This window comes from Thioalkalivibrio sp. ALgr3 (assembly GCF_000377325.1).
Classification (GTDB): domain Bacteria; phylum Pseudomonadota; class Gammaproteobacteria; order Ectothiorhodospirales; family Ectothiorhodospiraceae; genus Thioalkalivibrio.
On record NZ_KB897976.1, the window covers coordinates 306394 to 332956 of the forward strand.

Consider the following 26563-nt stretch of genomic DNA (forward strand, 5'->3'; position numbering starts at 1 on the left):
CCCGATCCATCGGGACCTTCGTGTTCCCCGCAGCAAGGTGGAAAAGTCATGTCACAAGCAGCCACTACCGCGGGTGCCGCACCCGCAGCGTCAGTCGCTTCAACCGAGCAGTACAACTACGCGATCGTCAAGAAGTTCGCGGTTGCCGCCGTCCTCTGGGGCGTGTTCGGCATGGCCGCCGGGGTCTGGATTGCCTCGCAGCTCGCATGGCCGTTCCTGAACTTCGACATCGCGCAGATCACCTTCGGGCGCTTCCGCCCGGTGCACACCACGTCGGTGATCTTCGGCTTCGGGGGTAACGCCCTGTTCGCCACGTCCTATTACGTCGTTCAGCGCACCTGTCACGCGCGACTGTGGAACGACTCCCTGGCCAGTTTCACGTTCTATGGCTGGAACCTCGCGCTCATCCTGGGCGTGATCAGCTACATGGCCGGGATCACGCAGGGTCGCGAATACGCCGAGTTCAACTGGCAGATCGACCTGATCATCCTGGTGACCTGGGTGGTGTACTTCCTGGTCTTCACCATGACGCTGCTGCGCCGCAACCAGCCGCACATCTACGTGGCGAACTGGTTCTTCATGTCGTTCATCCTTGCGACCGCGCTGCTGCACATCTTCAACAACATCGAAGTGCCGGTGGGCCTGTTCAACCCGCAGTCCTACCCGATGTTCTCCGGTGTGCAGGACGCGATGCGTCAGTGGTGGTACGGCCATAACGCGGTGGGCTTTTTCCTGACGGCCGCGTTCCTCGGGATGATGTACTACTTCGTGCCGAAGCAGGCCGGCCGTCCGATCTACTCGTACAAGCTGTCGATCATCCACTTCTGGGCGCTGATCTTCCTGTACATGTGGGTGGGTGCGCACCACCTGCACTGGACGGCCCTGCCGGACTGGGTCTCCACCCTGGCGGCGACCTTCTCCATCCTGCTGCTGCTGCCGTCCTGGGGCGGCATGATCAACGGGATCATGACCCTGTCGGGCGCCTGGGACAAACTGCGCACCGACCCGATCATGCTGTTCCTGATCACCGCGCTGGCGTTCTACGGCATGTCGACCTTCGAGGGTCCGATGATGTCGCTGAAGAGCGTGAACGCGCTGTCCCACTACACCGACTGGACGGTGGGCCACGTGCACTCCGGTGCCCTGGGCTGGGTGGCGATGATCAGCTTCGGCTCGCTCTATCACCTGATCCCGCGGCTGTGGAACGTGAACCTCTTCAGCCTGAAGCTGGTGTACGTGCACTTCTTCCTCGCCACCGTCGGCATCGTGCTTTACATCACTGCGATGTGGGTGGCCGGTATCGGTCAGGGCCTGATGCTGCGCGCCTTCGACCAGTACGGGAACCTGGCCTACACCTTCACCGAGTCCGTGGTGTTCCTGCATCAGCCGTACGTGGTGCGTGCCATCGGCGGCGGTCTGTTCCTCCTGGGCATGGTGATCATGGCGTTCAACATTTTCATGACGGTCCGCTCGGGCATCAAGGCGGAAGCCCGTGCCCGTCAGGAAGCCATCGAAGCCGAAGCCCGCACGGCCTGATCAGGGGAGAAGAGGAATCATGAAGCACGAAAGCGTAGAGACTAACGCCGGACTCCTGATCGTCCTGACTCTGGCCGTCATCAGTGTCGGCGGCCTGGTCGAGATCGTCCCGCTGTTCTACATCGACGACACCGTCGAAGAGGTGGACGGCGTCCGGCCCTATACCCCGCTGGAGCAGCGGGGGCGCGACATCTACATCCGGGAAGGCTGCTACGCCTGCCATTCGCAGATGGTGCGGCCCTTCCGTGACGAGATGCTGCGTTACGGCAATTACTCGCTGGCGGCCGAGTCGCAGTACGACTACCCGTTCCAGTGGGGGTCCAAGCGGACCGGCCCGGACCTGGCCCGGGTGGGCGGCAAGTACTCCAACGAGTGGCAGGTCCAGCACCTGATCGACCCGCAGTCGCTGGTGCCGGAATCCATCATGCCGGGTTACCCGTGGCTGGCGGAGACGCCTCTGGACATGTCCGACCTCGAGGACCGGATGATTGCCCTGCGGCGGGTGGGCGTTCCTTACTCCCTTACGGAAGAGGAGTACGAGCGTAACGTCGAGAAGTACGGCGAAGAACACGCCCGCATGTTCGACATCAACCGGGCAGAGGAAAACCTGATCGAACAGGCCCAGGCCGAGAACTTTGACGGCAACAGCGCCACCATTACCGAAATGGACGCCATTGTTGCCTACATGCAGGTTCTGGGAACCATGGTCGATTTCAGTGAATACGATGACGGCCACTTTGCCGAATTCCGGTAAGCCGTCAGGGAGCTCGATTCCGTCATGCTGAGTTTGTGGGAATGGATCCAGGACATGGGCAACAGCAAGACCCTGGCCCTGATCCTGTTCATGAGCACGTTCGTCGGGGTGGTGATCTATCTGTTCGCCAACCCCCGGCGTGCACGGAAATTCGAGACGTATCGCTACATTCCTCTGGATGATGATGATTCACATCGGGAGCCGACGACGTCCCGGCGTGACAAAACCGAGAGTGACGAGCAATGAGCACACAGGACAATCGCAAACCGGGTCAGGGTGAGGTGGAAACCACCGGTCACGTCTGGGACCAGGACCTCGCCGAATACAACAATCCGCTGCCGCGCTGGTGGCTGTGGGGCTTTTACGCCACGGTCGTGTTCGCCCTGGTCTACTGGGTCCTCTACCCGGCCTGGCCGATCGGCGACACTTTTACCAAGGGACTGGCCTCGGTGACCTACGAGCAGGACGGCGAGGAGGTCACCACGCACTGGAACACCCGTGCGCTGTTCTACCGGGACATGCAGACCGGTGAGTACGCCGTGCGCCAGCGCGACATGCTGGAGCAGGTTGCGGGTATGGAGTACGCCGAAATCCTGCAGGACGCGGATGCCATGAGCTTCGTGAACGCCTACGCGCAGGGTTCCTTCGGGACCTGGTGCGCGGCCTGCCATCAGGTGGGCGGTGCCGGCGTGATCGGCCAGTATCCCAACCTGCGGAACGACCACTGGAAGTGGGGCGGCACGGTCGAGCAGATCGAAGAAACCCTGGTTCAGGGGCGCCTGGGTTACATGCCCGGTTACCGGGGCAGGCTTTCGGACGAGCAGCTGGATGACGTCTCCGCTTTCGTCCTGTCGATGAACGGCTACGATATGGATCCGGCCGCGGTCGAGGCGGGCGAGCGGGTCTTCACCGGCTATGACGGCGGCTGCTTCCAGTGCCACGGTACCGGGGGCGAGGGGATCGAATCCCAGGGCGCGCCCAACCTGACCAATGACATCTGGGGTCTGGTGGACGTCCACGGTGCCGCCGACGATGGCGAGCGTCAGCGTCAGGTCGCGCGTTTCATCCGCAACGGGGCCCAGCGCGAGATGCCGGCCTTCGCGGATCGGCTGTCGGATGAAGAGATCAAGATCCTGACGGCCTACGTGCACTCCCTCGGTGGCGGGCAGTAAGCCCGCTGCCTCTGCCGCGTCGATATCCGACCGCATGGGTGCGAGGTTCTTGACCTCGCACCCGCATTAGCTGTTAATGATTCAAATCCCATGGGACACCGGACCTGCGGCGTCCCTGATCCGGGGCCGTTCCCCGGGAGGCATTGATGGCGGAACAGCAGCCGATGTACGAAGCCCGTATTCCGATCCATCCGCGTTCGGTTAAAGGGCGGTTCCGCAACCTCAAGACCGGTATCCTGCTCGTCGCCTACAGCGTCTATTTCCTGCTTCCGTGGATCCGCTGGGAGCGCGAGTACGGCCCCAACCAGGCCATCCTCTTCGATATCCCGGGTCGCCAGTTCTTCCTGTTCGATCTCGTGGTATATCCCCAGGATATTTTCTGGCTGGCCGGTTTCCTGATGCTAGCGGCCGTCACTCTGTTCTTTGTGACCGGCCTGGCCGGTCGCGTGTTCTGCGGCTATTTCTGTTTCCAGACCCTGTGGACCGACGTGTACATGTACCTGGAGCGGAAGATCCAGGGCGAGCGGCCGGCGCGGATCCGGCTGTCGAAGCAGCCATGGAACGGCGAAAAGATCCTGAAATATGCCGCGACGCATGCCTCCTGGCTGCTGGTTGCGTTCGCGACCGGGCTGGGGTTTGTCCTCTACTGGGGGGATGCGCCCACCATCGTGCAGCAGTTCTTCGTCGGCGAGGCCGTCTTCGCGGCCTATGTGACAGCGGGTATCCTCACGGCCACCACCTACACGGCCGCGGGGCTGGCACGCGAGCAGGTCTGCACCTTTATCTGCCCGTACGCGCGGTTCCAGAGCGTGATGTTCGACAAGGACACCATGATCGTGTCCTACGACGAGGACCGCGGCGAAGGTTCGGCAGGGCGGGCGAAACCGGTCAAGGGGCTTCAGACGCGCGAGGAGCGCCAGGCGGCGGGCGTCGGCGACTGCATTGATTGCGGCTATTGCGTGCAGGTGTGTCCCACCGGGATCGACATCCGGGACGGTCTCCAGTATCAGTGCATCCACTGCGCGCTGTGCGTGGACGCCTGCGACACGATCATGGACAAGCAGGGCTGGCCCCGCGGCCTGATCCGCTACACCTCGGAACGCGAGCTGGAAGGTGGCAAGACGCACCCGATCCGCCTGAAGACCGTGGGTTACGGGGCGGTGATGCTGGTCATCCTGGGGGCCCTGGTGGCGAGCATCCTGGATCGTCCGCCGATGGATGCCAACGTGAATCAGGTCCGCCAGCCCCTCTACGTCCAGATGTCGGACGGCCAGATCCAGAACTCCTACGAGATCCGCCTGAACAATACGAGTCAGGAAGTGCTCGACTTTGAACTGGGAATCGCTGGTCTGGACGATGCCACGCTGGATCTGGGGCAGGTGTCGGACATCCGCCTGGAGCCGGGCGAACGCCTGACGGTGCTGGCCCGAGTGCGCTACGATGTTCCGCCGGATGCCTCCGGATCCCGGATCCCGTTCGACTTCGTGATTACGGATCGTCAGGGTCGGATCGACCCCTACACGATCGGCTCCCAGTTCAGCTACGCACGCTGACCGGAGGGCGGACCTCTACCCCGGCAAACGGATACGCCGGGGTTCGCAAACACCGGACGCAACCCCGTCCCCGTGGACGTTGAAGGCATCATGAGCAACCTGGTTATTACCCTTGGCCTGGGCAGTGCCGCCCTGGCGCTGCTGTTCTTCCTGATCTACCGCTTCACGCGCCTGCGCGCCTATCATGCGGCTGCCGTCGTGGTGGCGGTCATGCTGTTCGTGTTCATCCCGGCTTCCATCCTTACCTGGCAGGGGGCCGATGTCTTCGCCATCCATCTGGCGCTGTACGTGATTGTGCCTTACGGGCTCGGGATCGTGTTCAGCCAGAAGGAGGCCGAGGCAGCCGCCGGCAAGGCCCACGTGGGTCGTTTGCACTGGGCCCCGATGGTGATCGTCGGGTTCTTTACCATCATCGCGACGGTTCAGGCCGTGCTGATTACCCTCGCCCACAACGGCATGCCGGACCGTTTCATCGGTACCCTGCTGCCCGAGCCGGACGCCCCCGTGGAGCGTGTGACCTCGGCGTTCCCGGGGCTGGTCGACGGCTTCGAGGACCGCGACCAGGCGCTGGCGGTACATCGCATGAGCGAACTGGAGGAACAGGCCTCGCGTGGCTGGGAGATCCGGCAGGGGTGGCTGGGAGAGCCCCGCAAGGGGGAGACCGAGACCCTGCGGGTCGAGGTCCGCGACGCCGAGGGCCGGCCTCTGGAAGGGGCAGAGGTCACGGGTACCTTCCTCTGGCTCGCCGACCATCGCAAGGATCAGCCCTTCGCCATGCGCGAACGCGGTGACGGATTCTACGAGGTCGACGTGGCACTTCCCGAGGCCGGGCGCTGGGATCTGCGCTTCTTCGTCGAACGCGACGGGGCGCAGGTCGAACAGCAGGCGAACACGCGCGTTCACGGTCACTCGGGCTGACGGCGCGGGTCCCGATGAGGCCATGCGTCTGACCCTGTCGTGAGCCAGCATGCGGTGAACGAACCGGCCCCGTCGGAGGCGGCGCCGGAGGAGCACTGTTTTCACTGCGGTCTCGAGGTGCCTCCCGGTGCCGACTACCCGGTGGAGTTCGAGGGCACCTGTCGCCCCACCTGCTGCCCCGGCTGCCAGGCCGTTGCGGGCGCGATCATCGAGCGCGGCCTGGGGTCGTATTATCATCATCGCACCGCGCCGCCGGCCGCATCGGGCGACAGCATCGTCCCCGACGAGCTGCGCGAACTCGAACTGTTTGACGCCCCGGCGGTTCAGCGCCAGTTCGTGACGGCGCGCGAGGCCGCCTCCGGTGAACGTCGCGAGGCGTCGCTGATCCTCGAGGGCATCACCTGTGCGGCCTGCGTCTGGCTGAACGAGCGCCACGTCCAGGCACTGGACGGCGTCGAGGAATTTCGCGTCAACTACTCCACGCATCGGGCCCGGGTGACCTGGGACCCCGAGCGTCTGGCGCTGTCCGATATCCTGCGTGCGATCCGGGACATCGGTTATCGCGCCCATCCCTACGACCCCGGCACGCGCGAACAGGCTCTGGCGCGCGAACGCGGGCTCGCCCTGCGTCGCCTGGGGGTTGCCGCGCTCGGCATGATGCAGGTGATGATGCTCGCCGTGGCCCTGTGGCTGGGCGAGGGAGATCCGCAGCACGAGCCGATCATCGATTTCATGCGCCTGGTGGCCGCGATCTTCGCCACACCGGTGGTGCTGTACTCCGCGATTCCGTTCTATCAGAGCGCGTGGCGGGACCTGCGCCACCGACAACTGGGCATGGACGTCCCGGTCAGTATCGCGATCATCGCGACCTACCTGGCCAGCGTGTGGGCGGTGTTCTCCGGCACCGGCGAGCATGTCTATTTCGAGTCGGTGGTGATGTTCGTCTTCTTCCTGCTGACCTCGCGTTACCTCGAGCTGATGGCGCGCCAGCATGCGAGCGAAGCGGTGGATCGCATGGACCGTCTGGTACCGGCGATCGCACGTCGGGTCACCGACCATGGCGAAGCCGAGTCGGTGCCGGTCGCCGAGCTCGAGCCCGGCGATCGGGTGCAGGTGCGGCCGGGTGAATCGGTGCCTGCGGATGGGGTGGTGGTGGATGGGCGATCGACGGTGAACCGGGCCCTGCTGACCGGGGAACCCGAGCCGCGCCCGGCCAGTGCCGGTACCGATGTGGTCGGAGGCACGGTGAACGTCGAGAGCCCGCTGGTGGTGGAGGTGCGCCGGGTCGGAGCGGAGACCACCCTGGCGGCGATCCAGCGGCTGCTGGATCGGGCGCAGACCGAAAAGCCCCGGGTCGCGCGCATGGCCGAGGCCGGTACCGGGTGGTTCGTCGCCGCGGTGCTGGTCCTCACGCTGCTGGCCGGGCTTGTCTGGTATTTCCTGATCGACCCGGGCCGCGCCCTGTGGGTGATGGTCGCCATGCTGGTCGCGACCTGCCCGTGCGCCCTCGCCCTGGCGACGCCGGTGGCGCTCACCGCGACCACGGGGACCCTGACGCGCGACGGCGTTCTGCTGACCCGGGGCCCCGCGCTGGAGGCCCTGCCAGGTGTCACCACCGTGTGCCTGGACAAGACGGGAACGCTCACAGAAGGCCGGCCCCGCCGGGTGACGACCGAGATACATGACCCCGCTTTCGATCCCGGGCGCGCGCTGGCCTGGGCCGCGGCTCTGGAGCGGCATTCCGAACACCCGCTGGCACGCGCGCTGGTCGCCGAGGCGGGCGGGCAGCCGGTCGCGGTCGGGGTCGAGAATCACCCCGGCGAGGGTCTGACCGGCACGATCGACGGGCATCCGGTCGCTGTCGGCGGCGCGTCGCTGATGCCCGTCGCCCCGCCAACCGGCCCGAACACCACGCCCGACCCGCTGGCCTCGCCGGTGTGGCTGGCGGTGGACGGCCGGGTGGTGGCGACCTTCTGGCTGGCGGATACCCCGCGCGCCGAGGCCGCGGACACGGTCCGGGCCCTGCAGGACCGCGGCCTGCGGGTCGTCCTGCTGACCGGTGACCGGCCCGAGGCGGCGGCGAGTTTCGCCGAGCGGCTCGGGATCGCGGAAGCCCACGGGGGGTTGTCGCCGGACGACAAGCTGGCCCATGTGCGCGAACGTCAGGCACGTGGCGAGTGCGTGCTGATGGCGGGCGAGGGGGTCAACGATGCTCCGGTGCTGGCCGGGGCCGACGTATCCCTGGCGATGGGCGGTGGCAGCAGCCTGGCGCGCACCCGCGCGGACCTGGTCCTGCTGTCGGATCGCCTCGACCGTCTGCCCGGCGTGTTCGAGCGGGCCGGGGCGACACGGCACGTGATTCGGCAGAACATCATCTGGGCCATCGGCTACAACGTCGTGGCCCTGCCCGTGGCCGCCTCCGGCATCCTGACCCCGTGGCTGGCCGCGCTGGGGATGTCGCTCAGTTCGCTGCTGGTGGTGGGCAACGCCCTGCGCCTGCGGCCGCCGCGCCCGCGTGACTCGACCTGAGCGGTACCCGCGCGGGGTTTTGACGCCCGCCGCTGCCTCCGTACACTGGAGGCATGAACATCCTGTACCTGCTCATTCCGCTGGCCATGCTGTTCGCCCTGGTGGTCGGACTGCTGTTGCTGTGGGCGATCCGCTCCGGACAGTACGATGACCTCGAGGGGCCGGCCCACCGTATCCTGATGGACGACGATGACCCCAGGATTCCCACGCAGCCTCCGGCCAGCGGGTCCGGCGGGCGCAGGGCGGAGAAGGAGCGGCATGAGGACGACGGGCAGTCCCGGGCCTCCCGGCGTCCGGAGGAGGCCGGTTCGGGCGCGCGCGACGGCTGACCCCCTTGCGCCCGTCGCCGAACCGGCTTAATCTTGCCCCCGAAAACGTAATGGATGTTGAGGTGCCGTCATGCGTAACTGGTTTACCTTCGAGAATTTCCCGCTGACCTTCACGGCGGCGCTGATCATTTTCTCCTGGTTCAGCTTTTTCTCGGTGATCCTCTTCGGCTGAGGGGCTACCGGAAGACCGCGAACGCAAAAGCCCCCGGCGACGCCAATCGCCGGGGGCTTTTTCGATCACGGCCCCTGCGAAAGGGCGCAAATCCGCGAATCAGTCGGCGAAGGCCGTGCGGATCTTGCGGATTGCGGCATTCTCGATCTGCCGGATGCGTTCGGCCGAGACGCCATGTTCCGCCGCCAGCTCGTGGAGCGTGGCCTTCTGCTCGCCCATGTAGCGGCGCATCAGGATGTCGCGCGACCGCTCGTCCAGGCCTTCCAGGGTCTCGCCCAGGCGCGAGCGATAATGCGCCTCCCAGTCGGCCTCCTCGGCCACCCGGGCGGGATCGTCGCTCATGTCCTCCAGGCTCAGGCGCTGCGCCGGCGCCAGGGCTGCGCGCTCCTCGTCATCGCTTTCGGGCAGCGGGTCGAAGCTGGTGTCCTGGCTGGCCAGGCGGTTTTCCATCTCCCAGACTTCCGCCTCGCTGACGCCGAGGTCTTCGGCCACGGCCGACACCTCCTCGCGGTTCATCCAGCCCAGGCGCTGCTTGGCACTGCGCAGGTTGAAGAACAGCTTGCGCTGCGCCTTGGTCGTCGCGACCTTCACGATGCGCCAGTTGCGCAGGATGTACTCGTGGATCTCGGCCCGGATCCAGTGTACGGCGAAGGAGACCAGGCGCACGCCCTGGTGCGGATCGAAACGCCGCACGGCTTTCATCAGGCCCACGTTGCCTTCCTGGATCAGATCGCCCAGCGGCAGGCCGTAGCCCCTGTAGCCGCGGGCCACGTGCACCACGAACCGCAGGTTGTGCAGAATCAGGCTGCGGGCGGCCTCGAGGTTGTTGCGCTCGTGCAGCTCCAGCGCGAGCTCGCGCTCCTGCTCGGCGTTCAGTACCTCGATCTGCGATACCGCCTGCATGTAATGATTGAGATCGCCCACCGGTACGGGCATGTCCGCGCGATGGGGCATCAGTGCCTGACTCATGGATTCGCATCCCTCCGTTCGTAACCGCTTCAACCTTAGCACTCAAGCCATTCGAGTGCTAAACCCTCCGGAAGTTCCGCAATATGGGGTGTGCACCGCCGATTTCAACCCGGGGTCGGTCACGGGGATCACGGGGCATCCCGCAGGGCGTGTCCGCTGCCCAGACGTGCGCCCGCCCAGCCGAGGATAACCGCCGCCATGACCACGCCCAACGCAACCTCGGGGCCCGGTAAACGCAGGGCATAGTCGATATCGAAGGCCCCGGCGGCCGTCTCCAGCGGCTCGCGCGCCAGCCAGGTGCCGAGGTAGAGCAGGAGCACGGCGAACAGCCCCCCGCCCAGCCCGCCATAGACGCCCCCATAGAGCGACGGACGGCGCAGGAAGCGGTGGGTTGCGCCACTGATCCGCGCGATGGTGATCTCCTCGCGCCGCTCGCGCAGTTCGGACGCGCTGGCCAGGGCCAGCACCAGCAGGGCACCCAGGCCCAGCAGGCCGGCGACGATCGTGAGGACCCGCGTACCGAGCTGGTACAGAGCGTTGAGCTGGCGCACCCACTCGTCATCACTGACCAGCGTGGCGTCGGGGAAACGCTCCGCCAGGGTCGTCTCGAGACGCGTGACCGTTTCCGGGTCGCTGCGCTCCGGCACCACGTCCAGGGTGTCCGGCAGGGGGTTGCCGTCCATCCAGTCGAGCAGGGCCGGATCGGCCAGGTCGGCGCGATAGTCCTCCAGGGCGCGTTCGGCCGGGACGGCCGTCACGCGGCCGACATCCGCGAGCCGCTCCAGCTCCCGCGCGTGCTCCTGCAGTGCGCCGGATTCGCCGGCTTCCAGATAGACCGCGATGCGCGGTTCATGGTCGACGTGCGCGGAGAGTGCCCGCGCATTGTCCAGCAGGACCCACAGGAATGCGGGAAGCGCCAGGATGAACCCCAGCACCGCGATGCTGATCAGGGACATGATCGGGGCCTGCAGCCGCCGTGCGAGGCTGCGCCGGGCGGCGTCCGCGTGGGCCTCGCGCCAGGCGCCCAGGCGGTCGCGCAGGGCCCGGGCGCGGTTCATGCGCCGGCCTCCTGGCGTGCGCGGGCCTCGATGCGCCCGTCCTCCAGATGCAGCACCGGATGCGGCATGCGTTCCACCAGCTCCTGGTCGTGCGAGGCCACCAGCGCGGTCATGCCGATCCGGTTGAAATCGGCGAACAGGGCCAGGATCTCGCGTGACAGTGCCGGGTCGAGGTTCCCGGTGGGCTCGTCCGCCAGCAGCAGGGCCGGGCGGTGGACGATCGCGCGGGCGATCCCGACCCGCTGCTGTTCCCCGGCCGACAGGGTCTGTGGCCGTGCCCCTTCGCGCTGCAGCAGGCCCACCTTGTCCAGCGCCGCGCGCACCCGGCGGCGGATCTCGGGTCGCCGGTACCCCATGATCTCCAGCGGCAGGGCGATGTTGTCGTACACCGGGCGGTCATACAGCAGGCGGTGATCCTGGAAGACCAGTCCGATGCTGCGGCGAAACTGCGGGATGTCGCGCGCGGAGAGCTGATCGAGATCAAAGCCGTTGACCCGCAGGCGGCCACGGGTCGGACGTTCCAGCCCGGCAATCAGGCGCAGCAGGGTACTCTTGCCCGCCCCGGACGGGCCGGTGATGAACGCCATAACCCCGGGGTCGATCTTCAGGCTGACCTGACTGAGGGCCTCGGAGTGGGAGCCGAACCGCTTGGTGACGCGCTGCAGGAAGATCATCGACGGGTCAGTCGTCGTCCCGGCCGAGCAGGGCCCGTACGAAGCGGCGGGCGTCGAAGGGCTGCAGGTCCTCGGGCTTCTCGCCCACGCCAATGAAACGCACCGGAACGCCCAGCTGTTCCGCCAGGGCGAAGATCATCCCGCCCTTGGCGGTACCGTCCAGCTTGGTGACGACGATGCCGGTCAGGCCCAGCGCCTCGTGGAACTGCTGTGCCTGGCTCAGGGCGTTCTGCCCGGTGCCGCCGTCCACCACCAGCAGGACCTCGTCCGGGGCCTGCGCATCCAGCCGGCCCATCACCCGCTTGACCTTGCGTACTTCGTCCATGAGGTTGGTCTGGGTGTGCAGGCGCCCGGCGGTGTCGGCGATCATCACGTCGATGCCGCGCGAGGTGGCGGCCTGAAGGCCGTCGTAGACGACCGAGGCGGAGTCGGCGCCGGTGCCCTGGGCGATCACCGGCACCTCGTTGCGTTCGCCCCAGTTCTGCAGCTGTTCCACCGCCGCGGCGCGGAAGGTGTCGCCGGCGGCCAGCATCACGGAGAAGTCGTCGGCGCGGAAGTGATGGGCCAGCTTGCCGATGGTGGTGGTCTTGCCCGCGCCGTTGATGCCCACCACCAGGATGGAGAACGGCCGCCCCGGATCATCGGGCAGGGTCAGCGGTTCGGAGACCGGTTCCAGCACCTCGATCATCGCGTTTTCCAGCGCGTCCATCAGCGCTTCGGCGTTGTCGAGCTCGCGCCGCTTCACCTCGCCGGTGATTCGGTCCATGATCTTCTGCGTGGCTTCCAGGCCGACATCCGCCATCAGCAGGCGCTCTTCCAGTTCCTCGAAGAGCTCGTCGTCGATGCGCCGGCGGAACAGGCTGCCGAGATCGGCGTTGAGCACCTGGCCGGTTTTGGACAGGCCCTGGCGCAGGCGCTGGAACCACCCGCCGCGCGCCGGTTTTTCCTCGGCGGCCGGTGTCGCGTCGTTCGCGGAGTCTTCGGACTTTTTCTTTTTGCGGAAACCGAACATGCCGGGAGAGGTCTGTTGAGAGATGCACAATCCTAGCACGAGGCAGGAGCGCAAAATGCGTGTTCACGTCCCGGGGTTGGCCCCGTTGCTGTTTTGCCTGACCGCCCTGTTCGCGGCTCCCGCCGCGGCATCCGGTTCCATCACCGACAATGTTGTCGAGACCCGTCTGGACAACGGTCTGACCGTCCTGGTGCTGGAGGACCGGCGGGCGCCGGTGGTTTCCACCCAGATCTGGTATCGCGTGGGCTCGGCCGACGAATACGGCGGGGTCACCGGCATCTCGCACATGCTGGAACACATGATGTTCCGCGGCTCCGAGGCCTTCGAGCCCGGTGAGTTCTCGCGCGTCGTGTCGCGCCTGGGCGGTCGCGAGAACGCGTTCGTCGGGCGCGACTACACCGGCTATCACCAGCTGCTGGGCAGCGACCACTGGGAGACCCTGCTGGAGATGGAGGCCGAGCGCATGCAGCACCTGCGCCTGACCGAGGAGGAGTTCCTGCCCGAGCGCGAGGTGGTGCGCGAAGAACGGCGCCAGCGCGTCGAGGACCGGCCCAACGCGCGCCTGCGCGAGGCGTTCATGGCCACGGCCTTCCATGCCGATCCCTACGGCCAGCCGGTGATCGGCTGGATGAGCGACATCGACGAGTACAGTGTGGAGGCCCTGCAGGACTGGTACGACACCTGGTACACCCCGGACAACGCGGTGGTCGCGGTGGTCGGGGACGTCGACGCCGAGGCGGTGGTGGCCGCCGCCGAACGTCATTTCGGCGACATCCCCGCCGGCCCCGGTGTGGAACGTCCGGCACGCAGTGAACCCCCGCAGACCGGAGAGCGGCGCGTTACGGTGCAGCTGCCGGCCGAGCTGCCCTACGTGATGATGGGCTGGAAGGCGCCGTCGCTGAACTCGCTGGAAGAGCCGGGCGATGCCTATGCCCTGCTGGTGCTGGAGGGGGTGCTGTCCTCCGGCGAGGCCTCGCGGCTGGCCCGCGAGCTGGAGCGCGGGCGCGAGATCGCCGGCTCCGCCTCGGCCAGCTACAGCCCGTTCACCCGCCGTGACGGGCTGTTCATGCTGGGCGGCGTGCCGGCGGCGGACACCGATCTCGCGGAACTGGAGGCCGCCCTGCGCGAGCAGATCGAGCGCCTGCGGGACGAACCGGTGGGCGAGGACGAGCTGGAGCGCGTGCAGGCGCGGGTCGTGGCGTCCGAGGTCTACGGCCGCGACTCGGTGCATTCGCAGGCCTCGCAGCTGGCGATGCTGGAGACGGTCGGCATCGGCTGGCGCGAGCTGGGCGCCTTCGTCGAGCGGGTGCGCGCGGTCACCGCGGAGGATGTGCGCCGCGTCGCGCAGGAATACCTGGTGCCGGAGACCCTGACGGTGGGGATCCTGGATCCGCTGCCGCTGGATGAACGCGAGTCGGAGGAACCGGCCGCCGAATATGGAGGTGAGCTGTGATTCGCTGGACGGGAGTGGTGCTGGCGGCGCTGTGCGCGGCGCCCGCGGCGGCGATGGAGATCGACCGCTGGGAGACCGACGAGGGCCTGCAGGTGCTGTACGTCGAGGCGCCCGAACTGCCCATGGTGGACCTGCGCCTGACCTTTGATGCCGGTGCGGCGAGGGACGGCGAATTGCCGGGGCTGGCGCGCATGACGAGCCGGAGCCTGCGTCACGGCACGACGGAGATGGATGCCGATGCGCTGGCCGAGCGTTTCGAGTCCGTCGGTGCCCGCTTCAGTACCAGCTCCCAGCGGGACATGGCCGTGGTCTCGCTGCGCAGTCTCACCGAGACGGACTGGCTCGACACCGCGATGGAAACCCTGACCACGGTGCTCGCGGAACCCGCCTTCCCCGAGGACGACTTCGACCGGGCGCGGCGCCAGGCCCTGCTGGGACTGCAACGCGAGCGTCAGGAGCCGGGCAGTGTGGCCGCGCGGCGTTTCCACGAGCTGGTTTACGCCGGTCATCCGTACGCCAACTGGCCGGCGGGGGATCGCGAGAGCCTGGAGGCGATGAGCGCCGAGGATGCGCACGGCTTCTTCGAGCGGTATTACACGGCGCGCAACGGCGTGCTGGCGATCACCGGCGGCGTGGATCGCCAGCAGGCCGAAGCTCTGGCGGCGCGGGTCTCGCAGGCCCTGCGTCCCGGTGAACCGGCCGAACCGCTGCCGCCGGTGCCGCCGCTGGAGGGTGCGGTGACCGAGCATGTCCCGTTCCCCTCGGAGCAGGCGCACATCCGCATCGGCGCACCGGCCCTGCGGCGTGGGGACGATGCCTATTACCCGCTGACCCTGGGCAACCACGTCCTGGGCGGAGGTGGCTTCACCTCGCGTCTGTTCCGCGAGCTGCGCAGCGAGCGCGGACTGGCGTACTCTGTTAGCAGCAGTTTCGGGTCGCGCGCCGCGGAGGGGCCGTTCAGCGTCTCGATGCAGACCGGCACCGAGCAGACCGGCGAGGCGGTGGAAGCCCTGCACGAGCAGATCCGGCGCTGGCATGCCGAAGGCGTGGAGCCGACCGAGCTGGAGGCCTCGCGCGCCAACGTGGTCAACGGCTTCCCGCTGCGCCTGGCGTCCAGCTCGGGGATCGTGTCGCATCTGGCCCTGATCGGTTTCTACGATCTCGGCGCGGATTATCTGACGCACTACCCCGCACGGATGGAAGCGGTGACGCCGGACGACGTGCAGCGGGCCATACGGGAACGGGTCGATCCGCAGGCCCTGGTCTCGGTGATCGTTGGTGGCGAAGAACCGTAGGCGCGGGGCGGGTTCCGCGGGGCGCCGCGGCCACGAGTCCCGGGTCCGCATCATCGGCGGCGCGTGGCGCCGGCGCTGGCTGCCGGTGGCCGACGTACAGGGCCTGCGTCCTACCGCCGACGCCCTGCGCGAGACCCTGTTCAACTGGCTGCAGCCGCATCTGCCCGGTGCGCGGGTGCTGGACCTGTACGCCGGTACCGGGGCCCTGGGGTTCGAGGCCGCGTCGCGCGGGGCGCAGTCGGTGCTGATGGTGGAGCGCGACCGGCGTGCCGTCGCGCGGCTGCAGCAGGCCGTCGAAGAGCTGGGCGCCAGCGGCGTGGAGGTGCGCTGCGCCGATGCGGCGCGCCTGCTGGAGGCGGGCCCGGACGTCGCCGCCCCGTTCCACGTGGTGTTCCTCGACCCGCCGTTCGAGCGCGACCTGCTCGCCCCGGCTCTGCGCACCCTGGCGGGTGAGGGCTGGCTGGCGCCCGGGGGGCGCGTGTATGTCGAGCTGGAAGCCCATCGCGACCCGGCGGAGGTGACGGGGGCGCAGTGGCACATCCTGCGCGAGCGCACCGCAGGGCAGGCCCGGGGGCTGCTGCTGGAGCCGGCGGAGCCGCTTTTTTGCAGTACCCCGGGGCATTCGCTACCGTAGGATCATCCGTTCAAGGCATTTCCATCCGCGTGCGGGGCCGGCGTCAGCGTCCCACGACCCGGCCGCCACGCTACCCATGCACAAGGGGAGTCATCCATGGATGAATCATCCACCCCCGGTCTGTCCCAGACGCGCGTGCGCGGCTTCGGGGTCATCTGCAGTCCGGTCTTCATCATCGCCAGCATCATCATCGTGGCCTTCGTGCTTTTCGGGGCGGCGTTTTCCGAGACGGCCGAAGGCCTGTTCGTGCAGACGCGCGACGGCATCTCCCGTTACCTCGGCTGGTACTACATGCTGGTGGTGACGATCTTCCTGATCTTTGCCCTGTACCTGATGTTCAGCCGTTACGGCGGGGTGCGTCTGGGCGATCAGTTCGAACCCCCGCGTTTCAGCTATGCGTCCTGGTTCGCGATGCTGTTCTCCGCCGGCATGGGCATCGGGCTGCTGTTCTTCTCCATCGCCGAGCCGATGTACCACTACATGTCGCCGCCGCATGCCGAGGGTGAATCCAGCGCGGCGGCGATGGAGGCGATGCGCTACACCTTCTTCCACTGGGGACTGCACGCCTGGGCGATCTACATCATCGTGGGTCTGTCGCTGGCCTACTACGCCTACCGACACAACCTGCCGCTGCTGATCCGCTCCTCGCTGTACCCGTTCATCGGCGACCGCATCTACGGCCCGTGGGGGCACCTGGTCGACATCCTTGCACTGTTCGGGACCATGTTCGGGGTCGCGACCTCGCTGGGTCTGGGGGTCATGCAGATCAACTCGGGCCTCAACTTCGTCTTCGGCATCGAGGAAACCACCCTGAACCAGGTCGTGCTGGTCGCGATCATCACCCTGATCGCGGTGGGCTCCGTGGCCCTGGGCGTGGACCGCGGGATCAAGCGGCTGTCCAACTTCAACATCGGCCTGAGCGTGGTGCTGATCGCGCTGCTGCTGGTGCTCGGGCCCACACTGTTCATCCTGCGGACCCTGGTCGAATCCACCGGGGTCTATGTCCAGAACCTGCCCGCGATGAGCCTGTGGGCCGATACCATCGAGGATTCCGGCTGGGCCACGACCTGGACCATCTTCTACTGGGGCTGGTGGATCTCCTGGGCGCCGTACGTCGGCATGTTCATCGCGCGGGTCTCGCGCGGGCGCACCATCCGCGAATTCGTGACCGGCGTGCTGCTGGCGCCCACCGCGGCCGGGTTCGTCTGGCTGTCGGTGTTCGGCGGCACGGCTATGGGCTTCCAGCTGGACGGCGTGGCCGACGTGGCCGGGCAGGTGTCCGAACAGATGGAGACCGCGCTGTTCCTGACCATCGAGGCCCTGCCGATGCTGGACTGGATGGCGATCGCGGTGATGACTGCGGCAACGTTGCTCATCGTCACCTTCTTCGTCACCTCCTCGGACTCCGGTTCGCTGGTCATCGACACCCTGGCCTCGGGTGACGTGCGCAATCCCACCGTGACCCAGCGCGTGTACTGGGCCGTGGCCGAAGGGATCGTGGCCTCGGTGCTGCTGGTGGCCGGGGGGCTGGGCGCGCTGCAGGCGGCGGCGATCAGTGTCGGCCTGCCGTTCTCCATCGTGATGCTGATCATGATGGTGGGGCTGTACCGCTCGCTGCAGCAGACCGAGGCCGTCACGCCCAGCCGTTATCAGCGCGAGGCACCGCCGCCGCATACGCTGTTCGGCTACACCGAAGACCTCGACGAGAAGATCCGCTAGGAGGCATCGATGTCACAGGTGGCACTGCTGGGCTGCGGGCTGATGGGGACCCCCATGGGCCTGCGGCTGCTGGACGCGGGGTTCCCGCTGCAGGCATACAACCGCACCCCGACGCGGGCCGAGGATCTGGCCCGCGCCGGGGCAACCGTGTATTCCACCCCGGACGCCGCGGTACAGGGCGCGGACTGGGTGATTCTGATGCTCAGCGATGCCCTTGCCATCGAGTCCGTGCTCGCCGATCTGTCCCCGGGAACGCTCGACGGGCGCTGTTTCATCCAGATGGGCACCATCCTGCCGGCCGAGAGCCGGGCCCTGGGCGAGCGCGTGCGGACGGCCGGAGGGTGCTATGTCGAGGCCCCGGTGCTGGGATCCATCCCGGAGGCCCGCGAGGGCCGGCTGCTGATCATGGCCGGTGTCGAGCATGAGGTGGACGTGGAGCGGGTCGCCCCGGTGCTGGAGGCGCTGGGCAGCACGGTCCGGCACGTGGGCGGCCCGGGGCAGGGCGCCGCGCTCAAACTGGCCTTCAACCAGCTGATCGCCAGCCTTACGGCGGCATTCTCCCTGAGCCTGGGACTGGTGCGGCGCGAGGGTGTGGAGGTCGACACCTTCATGGAGATCCTGCGCGAGAGCGCCCTCTACGCACCCACCTTCGACAAGAAGCTGGACAAGATGTGCTCCGGGGAATTCGGGACCGCTAACTTCCCGGTCAAGCATCTGCTCAAGGACGTGCGCCTGACCCATCAGGCAGCCGCCGACGCGGGACTGTCCGACCCCTGGTTGCCATTGCTGGCGGATCTGCTCGAGCAGGCCGCCGATCGGGGGCTGGGCGATGCCGACTACTCGGCCATCTATTCGTCCATCGTGCCGGAGGCCGGCAACCGCGACTGACCCGCGTCAGCGCACTTCGGCGAGCAGCTGCTGTGCCATGCGCTCGGCCTGCGAGCCGTAGCCGCCGCCGAACAGGTGGTCGTGGTTGAGGATGTGGTACAGGTTGTACAGCGTCCGGCGGGTGGCATAGCCCGGATCCAGCGGCCGCTGTTCGGCGTAGGCCGCGAAGAAGTCCCGCCCGGGGTGGCCGAACAGTTCCATCATCGCCAGGTCGGCCTCCGGGTCGCCGTAATAGGTGGCCGGGTCGAACAGCGTCGGCCGGCCGTCGCCGAGGAAGTCCCAGTTGCCGCTCCACAGGTCGCCGTGCAGCAGGGATGGCTGCGGGCGGTAGTCCGTAAAGAAGCCGTCCAGGCGCTCCTCCAGCTCGGCCAGGGTGTCCAGACGCCCGCGCGGGGCCCCGCGGTCGCGGGCCAGGCGGCGCTGGAACCCCAGGCGCTCCTCGCGATAGAAATCCACCCAGTCCGCATGCGGCCGATTGGACTGTGGCGTGGATCCGATGAAATTGTCCTCGTCGAGGCCGAAGCGGCTGGCGGTGTGCGAATGCATGTCGGCGATGCCGTGCGCCAGCGCCACCGCGTCGCGCGGGCCGCCCAGGTCCAGGTCCTCGATGATCAGGAAACGGGCGCCGGCGGCCTCGCCGGTGCCGATCACCGCGGGGATCTTCAGTACCTCGCAGCGCTGCAGTTCGGTCAGGCCACGGGCCTCGGCGGCGAACATGCCGGCGTGGTCGCCGCGGTTGAGCTTGACGAAGAAGCGGCGGCCGTCGGTGCCCTCCAGACGCAGGGCCTGGTTGATGGAGCCGCCGGAGCGCGCGCTGCGGCCTGTCGCCTCGAACGGCACTCCGGTATGGTCCGTGATGCACCGGGCCAGGGCGGCGGTCAGGTCGTCGTCCCGTGCGCTGCTTCGCGTCATGCGTCTGTCTCCCGTGGCGGATGTGGCTGACAGGTTAACCACTACACACCCCGAACGTCAGGAGTCCCGAGATGGCCTTCCGCAAACTGGAACCCCTATGCGACAAGATCGGGGCGGAGCAGATCCGCGCCGTGATCGACGAGTTTTATCGCCGCGTGTCGGCCGATCCCCGGATCGGGCACCACTTCGAGCGCATCGAGGATTTCGAGGATCACGTACGGCGGATCAGCGATTTCTGGTACCAGAACCTGGGCGGGCGCCTGGAACAGCCACCGACCATCGACATGGTGGGCAAGCACGCGCCGCTGAAGCTGACCGAAGACGATCTTCAGGCGTGGATGGAGCACTTCCGTGCGACCACCGACGAGATGCTGGATCCGGCGCACGCGAAGGAATGGCAGCAGCTGGCCGAGGGTATCGCCAGCCGCATGCGTCAGGACATCCTGACCGGCTGAGGCGGCGTCAGCAGGGGTCCGCGCCGCCGCCGGGAAAGCCGCAGTAGCCGCGATTCAGGGCGATGTCGTCCCCGCCGTGCACCTCGCGCAGATGGGCCTGACGGGCCTCGGCCAGGTGCGGTTCCGCCGTGACCGGGTACAGCAGGCTGGCCATCGACGGCGGTTCCTGACCGAGACGCACGGCGTACAGGATGCGGTAGGCGTACACCCGGCGGATGTACTTGCGGGTCTCGGAGAACGGGATCAGTTCCGCCCAGATGTCCGCATCCAGGGTCTCGCCGTCTTCCGGCAGCCATTGCCGGACCCGATGGGCCCCGGCGTTGTAGGCGGCGGTGGACAGCAGCCCGTGGCCGCCGAAGCGCTCCTGATTGCGCCCGAGATAGTAGGTGCCCAGGCGGGCATTGTTCGCGGGCTCGAGGATGTCCCAGTCGGAATTCACCTGCACGCCGGCGGCCGAGGCGATGTTGCGCCCGGTGGCCGGCATGATCTGCATGATGCCCAGCGCGCCCGCGTGTGAACGCACGTCATGCAGGAAAGCGCTCTCCTGGCGCGCGACCGCCATGGCCCAGGCCGGATCAATGCCCTGATCGCGGGCGCCGGCAACGATCAGATCGTCGAAGGCCAGCGGAAAGCGCAGTTCGACATCGTCCCACTGGCGCGCGCGGGCCACGGTGAAGATCGCCCGGTCGTGCCAGCCCCATTCGGCGAACTCGTGTGCCGCCGCCACCCGCTCGTCGTTGTCCATACGCGCGACCGCGTGCTGCCATTCGCGCCGCGCCTCGGCGTGGCGATCCAGGCGCAGCAGTTCGCGCATCCGCAGCATCGCGGGCTGGTTGCGCACGCGCACCCGCAGGCCGTTGTCCAGATCCGCGCGCCGATGTCCGATACGGTAAGGCTGCCCGATCCGGTCGGCGGCGAGAAAACCGTGGAAATTGCGTTCGGTGGCGGCCCGCTCGTAGTGATCGCGGGCGCTGTCCGCATTGCCCAGGGCCTCTTCGGCGCGCGCGAACCAGTAGCGCCACTGGGCCTCTTCGCGGGTCTCGCGCGGCATGGCGCGGACCGCGTCGCGCACGGTTTCCCAGTCCCCCGCCCGCAGGGCCACGCGTACCTGCCACTGGCGCAGCTGGGCGTCGAAGACCTCTTCGTCCAGTCCGGCGAGGAACTCGGGGGCCTCGTCGCGGTAGCGCACCGCCAGGCGCAGGCCCAGGGCGTGGGCCACCGCGTTGCGGCCCTCGCTATCCAGGGTCGCCGGGCCGTTCGCGGGCCGCTCCTGCCAGGCGTCCAGGGCGGCGTCCAGATCGGAGCGGATCCAGCGCTTCCAGGCGTCTTCGGCCATGGGGCCGGCCTGCGGGTGGTCGTCGGCGTCGAAGTCGGCCTCCGCGACCCGGGCCGGCCGTTCCCGGAGTTCGAGCCAGCGTTCGGCCCAGGCTTCGTCGTCACGGTCGAGGTAGCGGCGCAGGTAGCGGGCCAGCCCGGTCTGGCCGGCGTCCATGGCGAGGGCGAAGCGCTGCATGGCCAGTTCACTGGTCAGGCCGTCGGCCGCGCGCCAGGCATCCAGGGCCGGGTCGCAGGCCGACGGCCGCGAATGGCCGTGCAGCCAGATCGATTCGATGTCTTCCAGGGCGGCGTCGTTCTCGCCTCGCTCCAGCAGGGCCTGGCGGCGATAGCAGTCCTGGGTTACCCCCGAAGAACGCTGGTCGTCGACCATCGCGAGCAGGGTATCCCATTCGGATTCCTCGCCGAGATGGCGCAGGTAGATGGCGTACAGGCGGTCGGCCAGCGGGGTGTCGCCGTGATGCTCGAGGAATTCGCGCACCGCTTCGGGCTCCGCACGCCCGAGGTTGCGGGCGAGGCGGCGGTAGTCGATATACGGGGCCAGGGGGTAATCGGCCAGGGTCTCGCGCGCGCGTTCGAAGGCCTCCGTGTTGCCGCGGTTGAGCGCCCGTTCGGCGGTGACGAACAGGCCGCGCTCGAAGGCGTAGCGAGTTTCTTCCGCGCCGGAACCGGAGTCCGCGGCAGAGGGGCCGCCGACCAGCAGGGTCAGGACCATGGCCAAGATCGTGCCGGGGCCGCCGGCGATCAGCCGCTGACGAATGCGCATGCCTGTGTCTCCTGAGCCTCCGCGTATTCCACCATCATCCGTCAGGTCCGGCGGGCTGGCAATCCCCGTGCCCGTGTTTTGCGCGGCATGACGCGCAATGCCGCCCGATCAGCCGGAAAGCAGCAGGGTCTCGCCGCGGGCCAGCCCGTCGATGGTCCAGGAGGCGACGCGGTAGCGCACCAGGCGCAGGGTCGGATGGCCGACCGCGGCGGTCATGCGCCGGACCTGGCGGTTGCGCCCTTCGTACAGGGTGATCGCGAGCCAGCGGGTGGGGATGTGGCGGCGAAAGCGCACCGGCGGGTCGCGTTCCGGCAGGTCCGGCGGGTCCATACGGTCGACCTTCGCCGGCAGGGTGAGTCCGTCGCGTAGTTCGACCCCGGTGCGCAGGGCCTCCAGCGCGGCCTCGTCGGGATCGCCTTCCACCTGCACCCAGTAGGTCTTGCCCGCGGAGTCGGGGCCGGGGCGGGTTATGCGGGCGTTCAGGACGCCATCGTCGGTGAGCACCAGCAGGCCCTCGGAATCGCGGTCCAGACGTCCGGCCGGGTGCACGCCGGGCAGGTCGATGTAATCGGCCAGGGTGGGACGGCCCTCGCGGTCGGTGAACTGGCTGAGCACGCCCCAGGGCTTGTGGAACAGCAGGATCCGGCTCATGCCCTCAGTCGCAGCGCAGGGTCACACGGTCGGCAAAGTGGCGGCCGAGGTTTTCTTCGGGTTCGGCACCGTAGTCGAGCGCCATGGCGCGCGCGACCATCGCCGGATCGGGCCGTGGCCGGTCGACCTCGGCCTCGCATTCCGGTGCCCCGCGCACCCGCGGAGGGCGTTCATCGGGATGCAGGATCTCGATGAAATAGGTGGGATCAAAGACGCGGTAATCCACCGGCGTCCGCGCCGGGTCGGGTGCACCCTCGAGCGCCAGGGTGAACCGGTATTCCAGGGTGTCTCCGTCCTTTTCCATCCGCGCCTCGCCCTCCGGCCGCACCTCGATCGCGTGGCCTTCGGCCTCGAAGTGCGTGTACCAGTCGTATTCCTCCAGATTGTCGAGGATCTCGCGCGCCAGCGCGTTCAGGCGCTCGGCGTCGCTGTCGCCCTCCTGGTGGGCCAGGGCGTCTTCGTGGAGGTATTCGGAGTACATCGGGTCGAATTGCCACAGGTGATGCATGCGTACCAGCTGGCCGGTGGCGTCGCGCTCGAAGTCGACCTCGAGATCGATCCAGGCGTGCGGATGGGCGGCTGCGGTGCCGGGCAGGCCGGCCGTCGCGGCCAGCAGCAGGAATGTGGCAAGGCTCGTCGCGAGGCGCGGTTGTTTGCGGACCGGGTTCATGCCGGGATGGCCTCCGGGGTCGGGGCGGCGGCATGCAGCAGCCGCTCGTGGTAGTCGGGGTGCACGCCGAGGTCATGCAGCCGGGCGTATATGTCCCTGACCGGTCCGCGCGGCTGCAGTTCGGCGAGCAGATCGGAACCCCGGGGGAGTCCCGGGACGTGATCCACCAGACCGGTCAGCCGGCGCGACAGACGCAGGCGTTCGGGGTCGGCGGCGATCGCCTGCGCGAGGGCGGTGGCGCGGCGCAGGTTGCAGCGGCGAACCGCGTCGGGATCGGCAAGCACGCTTTCCAGGTCACCCAGGCGGCGCAGGATGCGGGCCGCTCCGCGTGGGCCCAGGCCGTGGATCCCCGGGATGTTGTCGCTGCGGTCACCGGCCAGCGCCAGCAGGTCGGCCACCTGGTCGGGGCGCACGCGCAGGCGCTTCTCGAGGGCTCGGCGATCCATGGGTCGGCCGCGTTCCGGGTCGTGCAGGTGGTCCCGGTCGCCGAGGATGGTCTGTGCCAGATCCTTGTCGGCGCTCATCACCGCGACCGGCAGCCCTGCCGTGCGCGCGTTGCGGGCCAGGGTGGCGATCAGATCGTCGGCCTCGTATTCGGGGTGTGAGAAGCGGGCCAGCCCGAGGGCGTCCAGCAGCTCGCCGATCCGCTCGAACTGAGCCCGCAGTTCGGGGGGTGCCGGCGGACGATGGGCCTTGTACCCGGGGTCGAGGCGGTGGCGGAAACCGCGCCGCAGCGAGGTGTCGAAACAGAAGCCCAGCGGCCCCGGGGCACGCCGTGGCAGCCACTGGCACAGGGAGTGGACGAAGCCGTGCAGCGCACCGCCGGGCCGGCCCTGCGGGTCGGGATCGAGGCCGCGCGCGAACCAGGCGCGGAACACGAAGATGCTGGTGTCCACGACCGTGCAGGTCGGGGTGGCCACGGGTTCACTGCAGGCGTTCAAGATCCTTCCGGATGCCGGCGATGGAACGCTCGAGATCCGCCTGTTCGTCGGCCTGGAGATCCAGTTCCACGATGCGTTCCATGCCCCCCTGGCCGAGGATGCAGGGGACGCCGGTGGCGACATCGCGCTGGCCGTATTCGCCGTCCAGCAGCGCGACCGTGGGCAGGACCCGGCGCCGGTCGAGGGCGATCGCCTCGACCATCTCGGCGATCGCCGCGGCCGGGGCCGCATAGGCGCTGGAGGTCTGCTTGAGGGCGAGGATCTCGGCGCCGCCGTGGCGGGTGCGCTCGACGATGGAGTCGAGGGTTTCGCGGTCGAGGAACCGGTCCAGCGGGATGCCGTTGACATGCGAGTAGCGCAGCAGCGGGACCATGGCATCGCCATGCCCGCCCAGCACCAGGGCCTGGATGTCGTGCACCGACAGGCCGGTCTCCAGCGCGATGAAGGCCGCCATGCGCGAGGTGTCCAGCACGCCCGCCTGGCCCATGATCCGGTCGCGGCTCCAGCCGGTCTGCTGCGCCGCGCGCCAGGTGAGCACGTCCACCGGATTGGAGACCACCAGCAGGCGACTGTCGGGGGCGTGGCGCCGGACCTGGTCGAGGATTTCGTCGAGGATCGCGACGTTCTTGTCGAGGACATCGGAGCGCGACATGCCCGGCTTGCGTGGCAGCCCGGCGGTGATGATCACCAGTTCCGCACCGGCGATGACGTCCGCCTCGTGGGAACCGGTCAGGCGGGTGTCGAAGCCCAGCAGGGGCGCGGTCTCCTGGATATCCAGTGCGGCCCCGGCGGCGGTCCCTTCATGGACATCCAGCAGCGCGATCTCGCGGGCGAGGTCACGGCGGGCAAGGAACTGCGCGGTGGATTCCCCCACCCGCCCGGCTCCGACGATGGCGATCTTCTGCATGGCCTGCGCTCCTCGGACTGTGTGTTCAGGTTCGCGCCACGCCGCTGTCGCGGGCCGCCCGAGCCACCGCCTCCGGGATGGTCTCGATCAGGCGTGGATCGAACGGCGTGGGCAGGATGTAGTCCGGTCCGAACTCCAGGTGGTCGCGGCCGTAGGCGTCCAGCACGCTCTGCGGCACCGGTTCGCGCGCCAGGTCGGCGATCGCGTGGGTGGCCGCGACCAGCATGGCGTCGTTGATGCGCCGGGCGCGCACGTCCAGCGCCCCGCGGAAGATGAACGGGAACCCGAGCACGTTGTTGACCTGGTTGGGGTAGTCGGAACGGCCGGTCGCCATGATCAGGTCGTCCCGGGTCTCGCGGGCCAGGTCCGGCCGGATCTCCGGGTCCGGGTTGGACAGCGCGAAGATCACCGGATTCGGTGCCATGCTTTGCAGCATCTCGGGGGTCAGGATGTCCGGGCCGGACAGCCCGATGAATACGTCGGCGTCGCGGCAGGCGTCCTCCAGCGTGCGGTCCTCGGTGTCCACCGCGAAGATCTGCTTGTATTCATTGAGGTCTTCACGGTGACTGTGGATCACGCCATTGCGGTCGACCATGTGGATGAGATGCTTGCTCGCGCCCAGGCGCACCAGCAGCTGCATGGAGGCGATGCCGGCTGCGCCTGCGCCCACGCAGACGATCCGGGCGTCGGCCAGGTCCTTGCCCTGGATGGCCAGGGCGTTGAGCAGCCCGGCCGCGGTGATGATGGCCGTGCCGTGCTGGTCGTCGTGGAACACCGGGATGTCCAGGCGATCACTCAGGCGGCGCTCGATCTCGAAGCAGTGGGGCGCCGCGATGTCCTCGAGGTTGATGCCGCCGAAGCCGCCGGCGATCCGCGCCACGGTATTGATGAAGTCCTCGGGCTGGGCGGCGTCGACCTCGATGTCGAACACGTCGATCCCGGCAAAGGTCTTGAACAGCACGCCCTTGCCCTCCATCACGGGCTTGGAGGCCAGCGCACCGGTGTTGCCCAGTCCCAGTACCGCGGTGCCGTCAGTGATCACCGCCACCAGGTTGCCCTTGCCGGTGTAGCGGTAGATCTCGTCGGGATTGTCGGCGATGGCGCGCACCGGGGCCGCCACGCCGGGCGAATAGGCCAGCGACAGGTCGTCCTGCGTGGCGGTCGGCTTGGTGACGTGGATGGCCAGTTTCCCGGCCGGTTCGCGGGCGTGGTAGTCGAGGGCGCGCTGGTTGAAATCGTCGGACATGGTTGCGGACGGGCC

25 protein-coding genes are annotated in these 26563 nt (G+C 68.0%); 14 read left to right on the forward strand and 11 right to left on the reverse strand.

What is annotated here, in order from left to right; translation table 11 throughout:
• The first annotated feature begins 48 nt into the window (after positions 1–48).
• The 8 genes from ccoN to ccoS all read left to right on the forward strand — a co-directional run bounded on the left by ccoN (position 49) and on the right by ccoS (position 8791).
• Positions 49–1536 (forward strand): cytochrome-c oxidase, cbb3-type subunit I, encoded by a 1488-nt coding sequence (ccoN, locus tag C998_RS0101540; RefSeq protein ID WP_024329217.1) that lies wholly within the window; start codon positions 49–51, stop codon positions 1534–1536.
• Between the two features lie 19 nt (positions 1537–1555).
• Positions 1556–2290, forward strand: a complete 735-nt coding sequence (gene ccoO, locus C998_RS0101545; protein ID WP_018869081.1) for a cytochrome-c oxidase, cbb3-type subunit II — start codon at positions 1556–1558, stop codon at positions 2288–2290.
• A gap of 24 nt (positions 2291–2314) precedes the next feature.
• The gene (locus tag C998_RS0101550) at positions 2315–2536 is read left to right on the forward strand and encodes a cbb3-type cytochrome c oxidase subunit 3 (protein ID WP_018869082.1); all 222 of its coding nucleotides are present in this window, start codon (positions 2315–2317) and stop codon (positions 2534–2536) included.
• Positions 2533–3462 (forward strand): cytochrome-c oxidase, cbb3-type subunit III, encoded by a 930-nt coding sequence (gene ccoP / locus C998_RS0101555; protein ID WP_018869083.1) that lies wholly within the window; start codon positions 2533–2535, stop codon positions 3460–3462. Before C998_RS0101550 ends, ccoP begins: the two co-directional genes overlap by 4 nt.
• A gap of 146 nt (positions 3463–3608) precedes the next feature.
• Positions 3609–5015, forward strand: coding sequence for a cytochrome c oxidase accessory protein CcoG (gene ccoG, locus C998_RS0101560; RefSeq protein WP_018869084.1), 1407 nt, complete (start codon positions 3609–3611; stop codon positions 5013–5015).
• Positions 5016–5105: 90 nt separating this feature from the next.
• Entirely contained in the window at positions 5106–5933 is an 828-nt protein-coding gene (locus C998_RS0101565) for a FixH family protein (protein WP_019570138.1), read from the forward strand.
• A gap of 39 nt (positions 5934–5972) precedes the next feature.
• The gene (locus tag C998_RS0101570; protein ID WP_018869086.1) at positions 5973–8462 is read left to right on the forward strand and encodes a heavy metal translocating P-type ATPase; all 2490 of its coding nucleotides are present in this window, start codon (positions 5973–5975) and stop codon (positions 8460–8462) included.
• A 53-nt stretch (positions 8463–8515) separates the two neighbouring features.
• Positions 8516–8791 carry a cbb3-type cytochrome oxidase assembly protein CcoS gene (gene ccoS, locus C998_RS0101575; RefSeq protein ID WP_018869087.1) on the forward strand — a complete coding sequence of 92 codons (276 nt, stop codon included), beginning with the start codon at positions 8516–8518 and terminating at the stop codon, positions 8789–8791.
• A 271-nt stretch (positions 8792–9062) separates the two neighbouring features.
• On the opposite strand, the gene rpoH is transcribed toward ccoS, so the two are convergent.
• From rpoH to ftsY, 4 genes are all read right to left on the reverse strand, one after another.
• Positions 9063–9932, reverse strand: a complete 870-nt coding sequence (rpoH, locus tag C998_RS0101585) for an RNA polymerase sigma factor RpoH (RefSeq protein ID WP_018869089.1) — start codon at positions 9930–9932, stop codon at positions 9063–9065.
• Positions 9933–10060: 128 nt separating this feature from the next.
• The gene (locus C998_RS0101590; protein ID WP_018869090.1) at positions 10061–10990 is read right to left on the reverse strand and encodes an ABC transporter permease; all 930 of its coding nucleotides are present in this window, start codon (positions 10988–10990) and stop codon (positions 10061–10063) included.
• Positions 10987–11664 (reverse strand): cell division ATP-binding protein FtsE, encoded by a 678-nt coding sequence (gene ftsE / locus C998_RS0101595; protein WP_018869091.1) that lies wholly within the window; start codon positions 11662–11664, stop codon positions 10987–10989. The genes C998_RS0101590 and ftsE overlap by 4 nt, the downstream gene beginning before the upstream one ends.
• A 7-nt stretch (positions 11665–11671) precedes the next feature.
• Entirely contained in the window at positions 11672–12676 is a 1005-nt protein-coding gene (gene ftsY, locus C998_RS0101600) for a signal recognition particle-docking protein FtsY (protein ID WP_018869092.1), read from the reverse strand.
• A gap of 55 nt (positions 12677–12731) precedes the next feature.
• On the opposite strand from ftsY, the gene C998_RS0101605 reads away from it, so the two are divergent.
• The 5 genes from C998_RS0101605 (at position 12732) to C998_RS0101625 (ending at position 18665) form a co-directional block, all read left to right on the forward strand.
• Positions 12732–14129, forward strand: coding sequence for a pitrilysin family protein (locus C998_RS0101605; protein WP_051076707.1), 1398 nt, complete (start codon positions 12732–12734; stop codon positions 14127–14129).
• Positions 14130–14182: 53 nt separating this feature from the next.
• Positions 14183–15424, forward strand: a complete 1242-nt coding sequence (locus C998_RS0101610) for a pitrilysin family protein (RefSeq protein WP_231364941.1) — start codon at positions 14183–14185, stop codon at positions 15422–15424.
• On the forward strand, positions 15408–16058 hold the full coding sequence (gene rsmD, locus C998_RS0101615; RefSeq protein WP_019570146.1) for a 16S rRNA (guanine(966)-N(2))-methyltransferase RsmD: 651 nt from the start codon (positions 15408–15410) through the stop codon (positions 16056–16058). The genes C998_RS0101610 and rsmD overlap by 17 nt, the downstream gene beginning before the upstream one ends.
• A gap of 96 nt (positions 16059–16154) precedes the next feature.
• The gene (locus C998_RS0101620) at positions 16155–17777 is read left to right on the forward strand and encodes a BCCT family transporter (protein WP_018869096.1); all 1623 of its coding nucleotides are present in this window, start codon (positions 16155–16157) and stop codon (positions 17775–17777) included.
• Positions 17778–17786: 9 nt separating this feature from the next.
• Entirely contained in the window at positions 17787–18665 is an 879-nt protein-coding gene (locus tag C998_RS0101625) for an NAD(P)-dependent oxidoreductase (RefSeq protein WP_018869097.1), read from the forward strand.
• 6 nt (positions 18666–18671) lie between these two features.
• Here C998_RS0101625 and C998_RS0101630 read toward each other — a convergent pair whose 3' ends face one another.
• Positions 18672–19577 carry a fructosamine kinase family protein gene (locus C998_RS0101630; protein WP_018869098.1) on the reverse strand — a complete coding sequence of 302 codons (906 nt, stop codon included), beginning with the start codon at positions 19575–19577 and terminating at the stop codon, positions 18672–18674.
• A gap of 71 nt (positions 19578–19648) precedes the next feature.
• On the opposite strand from C998_RS0101630, the gene C998_RS0101635 reads away from it, so the two are divergent.
• On the forward strand, positions 19649–20032 hold the full coding sequence (locus C998_RS0101635; RefSeq protein WP_018869099.1) for a group III truncated hemoglobin: 384 nt from the start codon (positions 19649–19651) through the stop codon (positions 20030–20032).
• 7 nt (positions 20033–20039) lie between these two features.
• Here the strand turns inward: C998_RS0101635 and C998_RS0101640 are convergent, their stop codons facing one another.
• From C998_RS0101640 to C998_RS0101665, 6 genes are all read right to left on the reverse strand, one after another.
• A complete protein-coding gene (locus C998_RS0101640; protein WP_018869100.1) occupies positions 20040–22133 on the reverse strand; it encodes a transglycosylase SLT domain-containing protein in 2094 nt (697 codons plus the stop codon).
• 108 nt (positions 22134–22241) lie between these two features.
• The gene (locus tag C998_RS0101645) at positions 22242–22784 is read right to left on the reverse strand and encodes a pseudouridine synthase (protein ID WP_018869101.1); all 543 of its coding nucleotides are present in this window, start codon (positions 22782–22784) and stop codon (positions 22242–22244) included.
• A 4-nt stretch (positions 22785–22788) separates the two neighbouring features.
• Positions 22789–23454 (reverse strand): DUF1007 family protein, encoded by a 666-nt coding sequence (locus tag C998_RS0101650; protein ID WP_018869102.1) that lies wholly within the window; start codon positions 23452–23454, stop codon positions 22789–22791.
• Positions 23451–24395, reverse strand: a complete 945-nt coding sequence (locus C998_RS0101655; protein ID WP_018869103.1) for a 5'-3' exonuclease H3TH domain-containing protein — start codon at positions 24393–24395, stop codon at positions 23451–23453. The genes C998_RS0101650 and C998_RS0101655 overlap by 4 nt, the downstream gene beginning before the upstream one ends.
• A complete protein-coding gene (mdh, locus tag C998_RS0101660; protein WP_018869104.1) occupies positions 24379–25302 on the reverse strand; it encodes a malate dehydrogenase in 924 nt (307 codons plus the stop codon). Before mdh ends, C998_RS0101655 begins: the two co-directional genes overlap by 17 nt.
• A gap of 25 nt (positions 25303–25327) precedes the next feature.
• Positions 25328–26548: a malic enzyme-like NAD(P)-binding protein gene (locus C998_RS0101665; RefSeq protein ID WP_018869105.1), complete on the reverse strand. Its 1221-nt coding sequence runs from the start codon at positions 26546–26548 to the stop codon at positions 25328–25330.
• Positions 26549–26563: the final 15 nt, after the last annotated feature.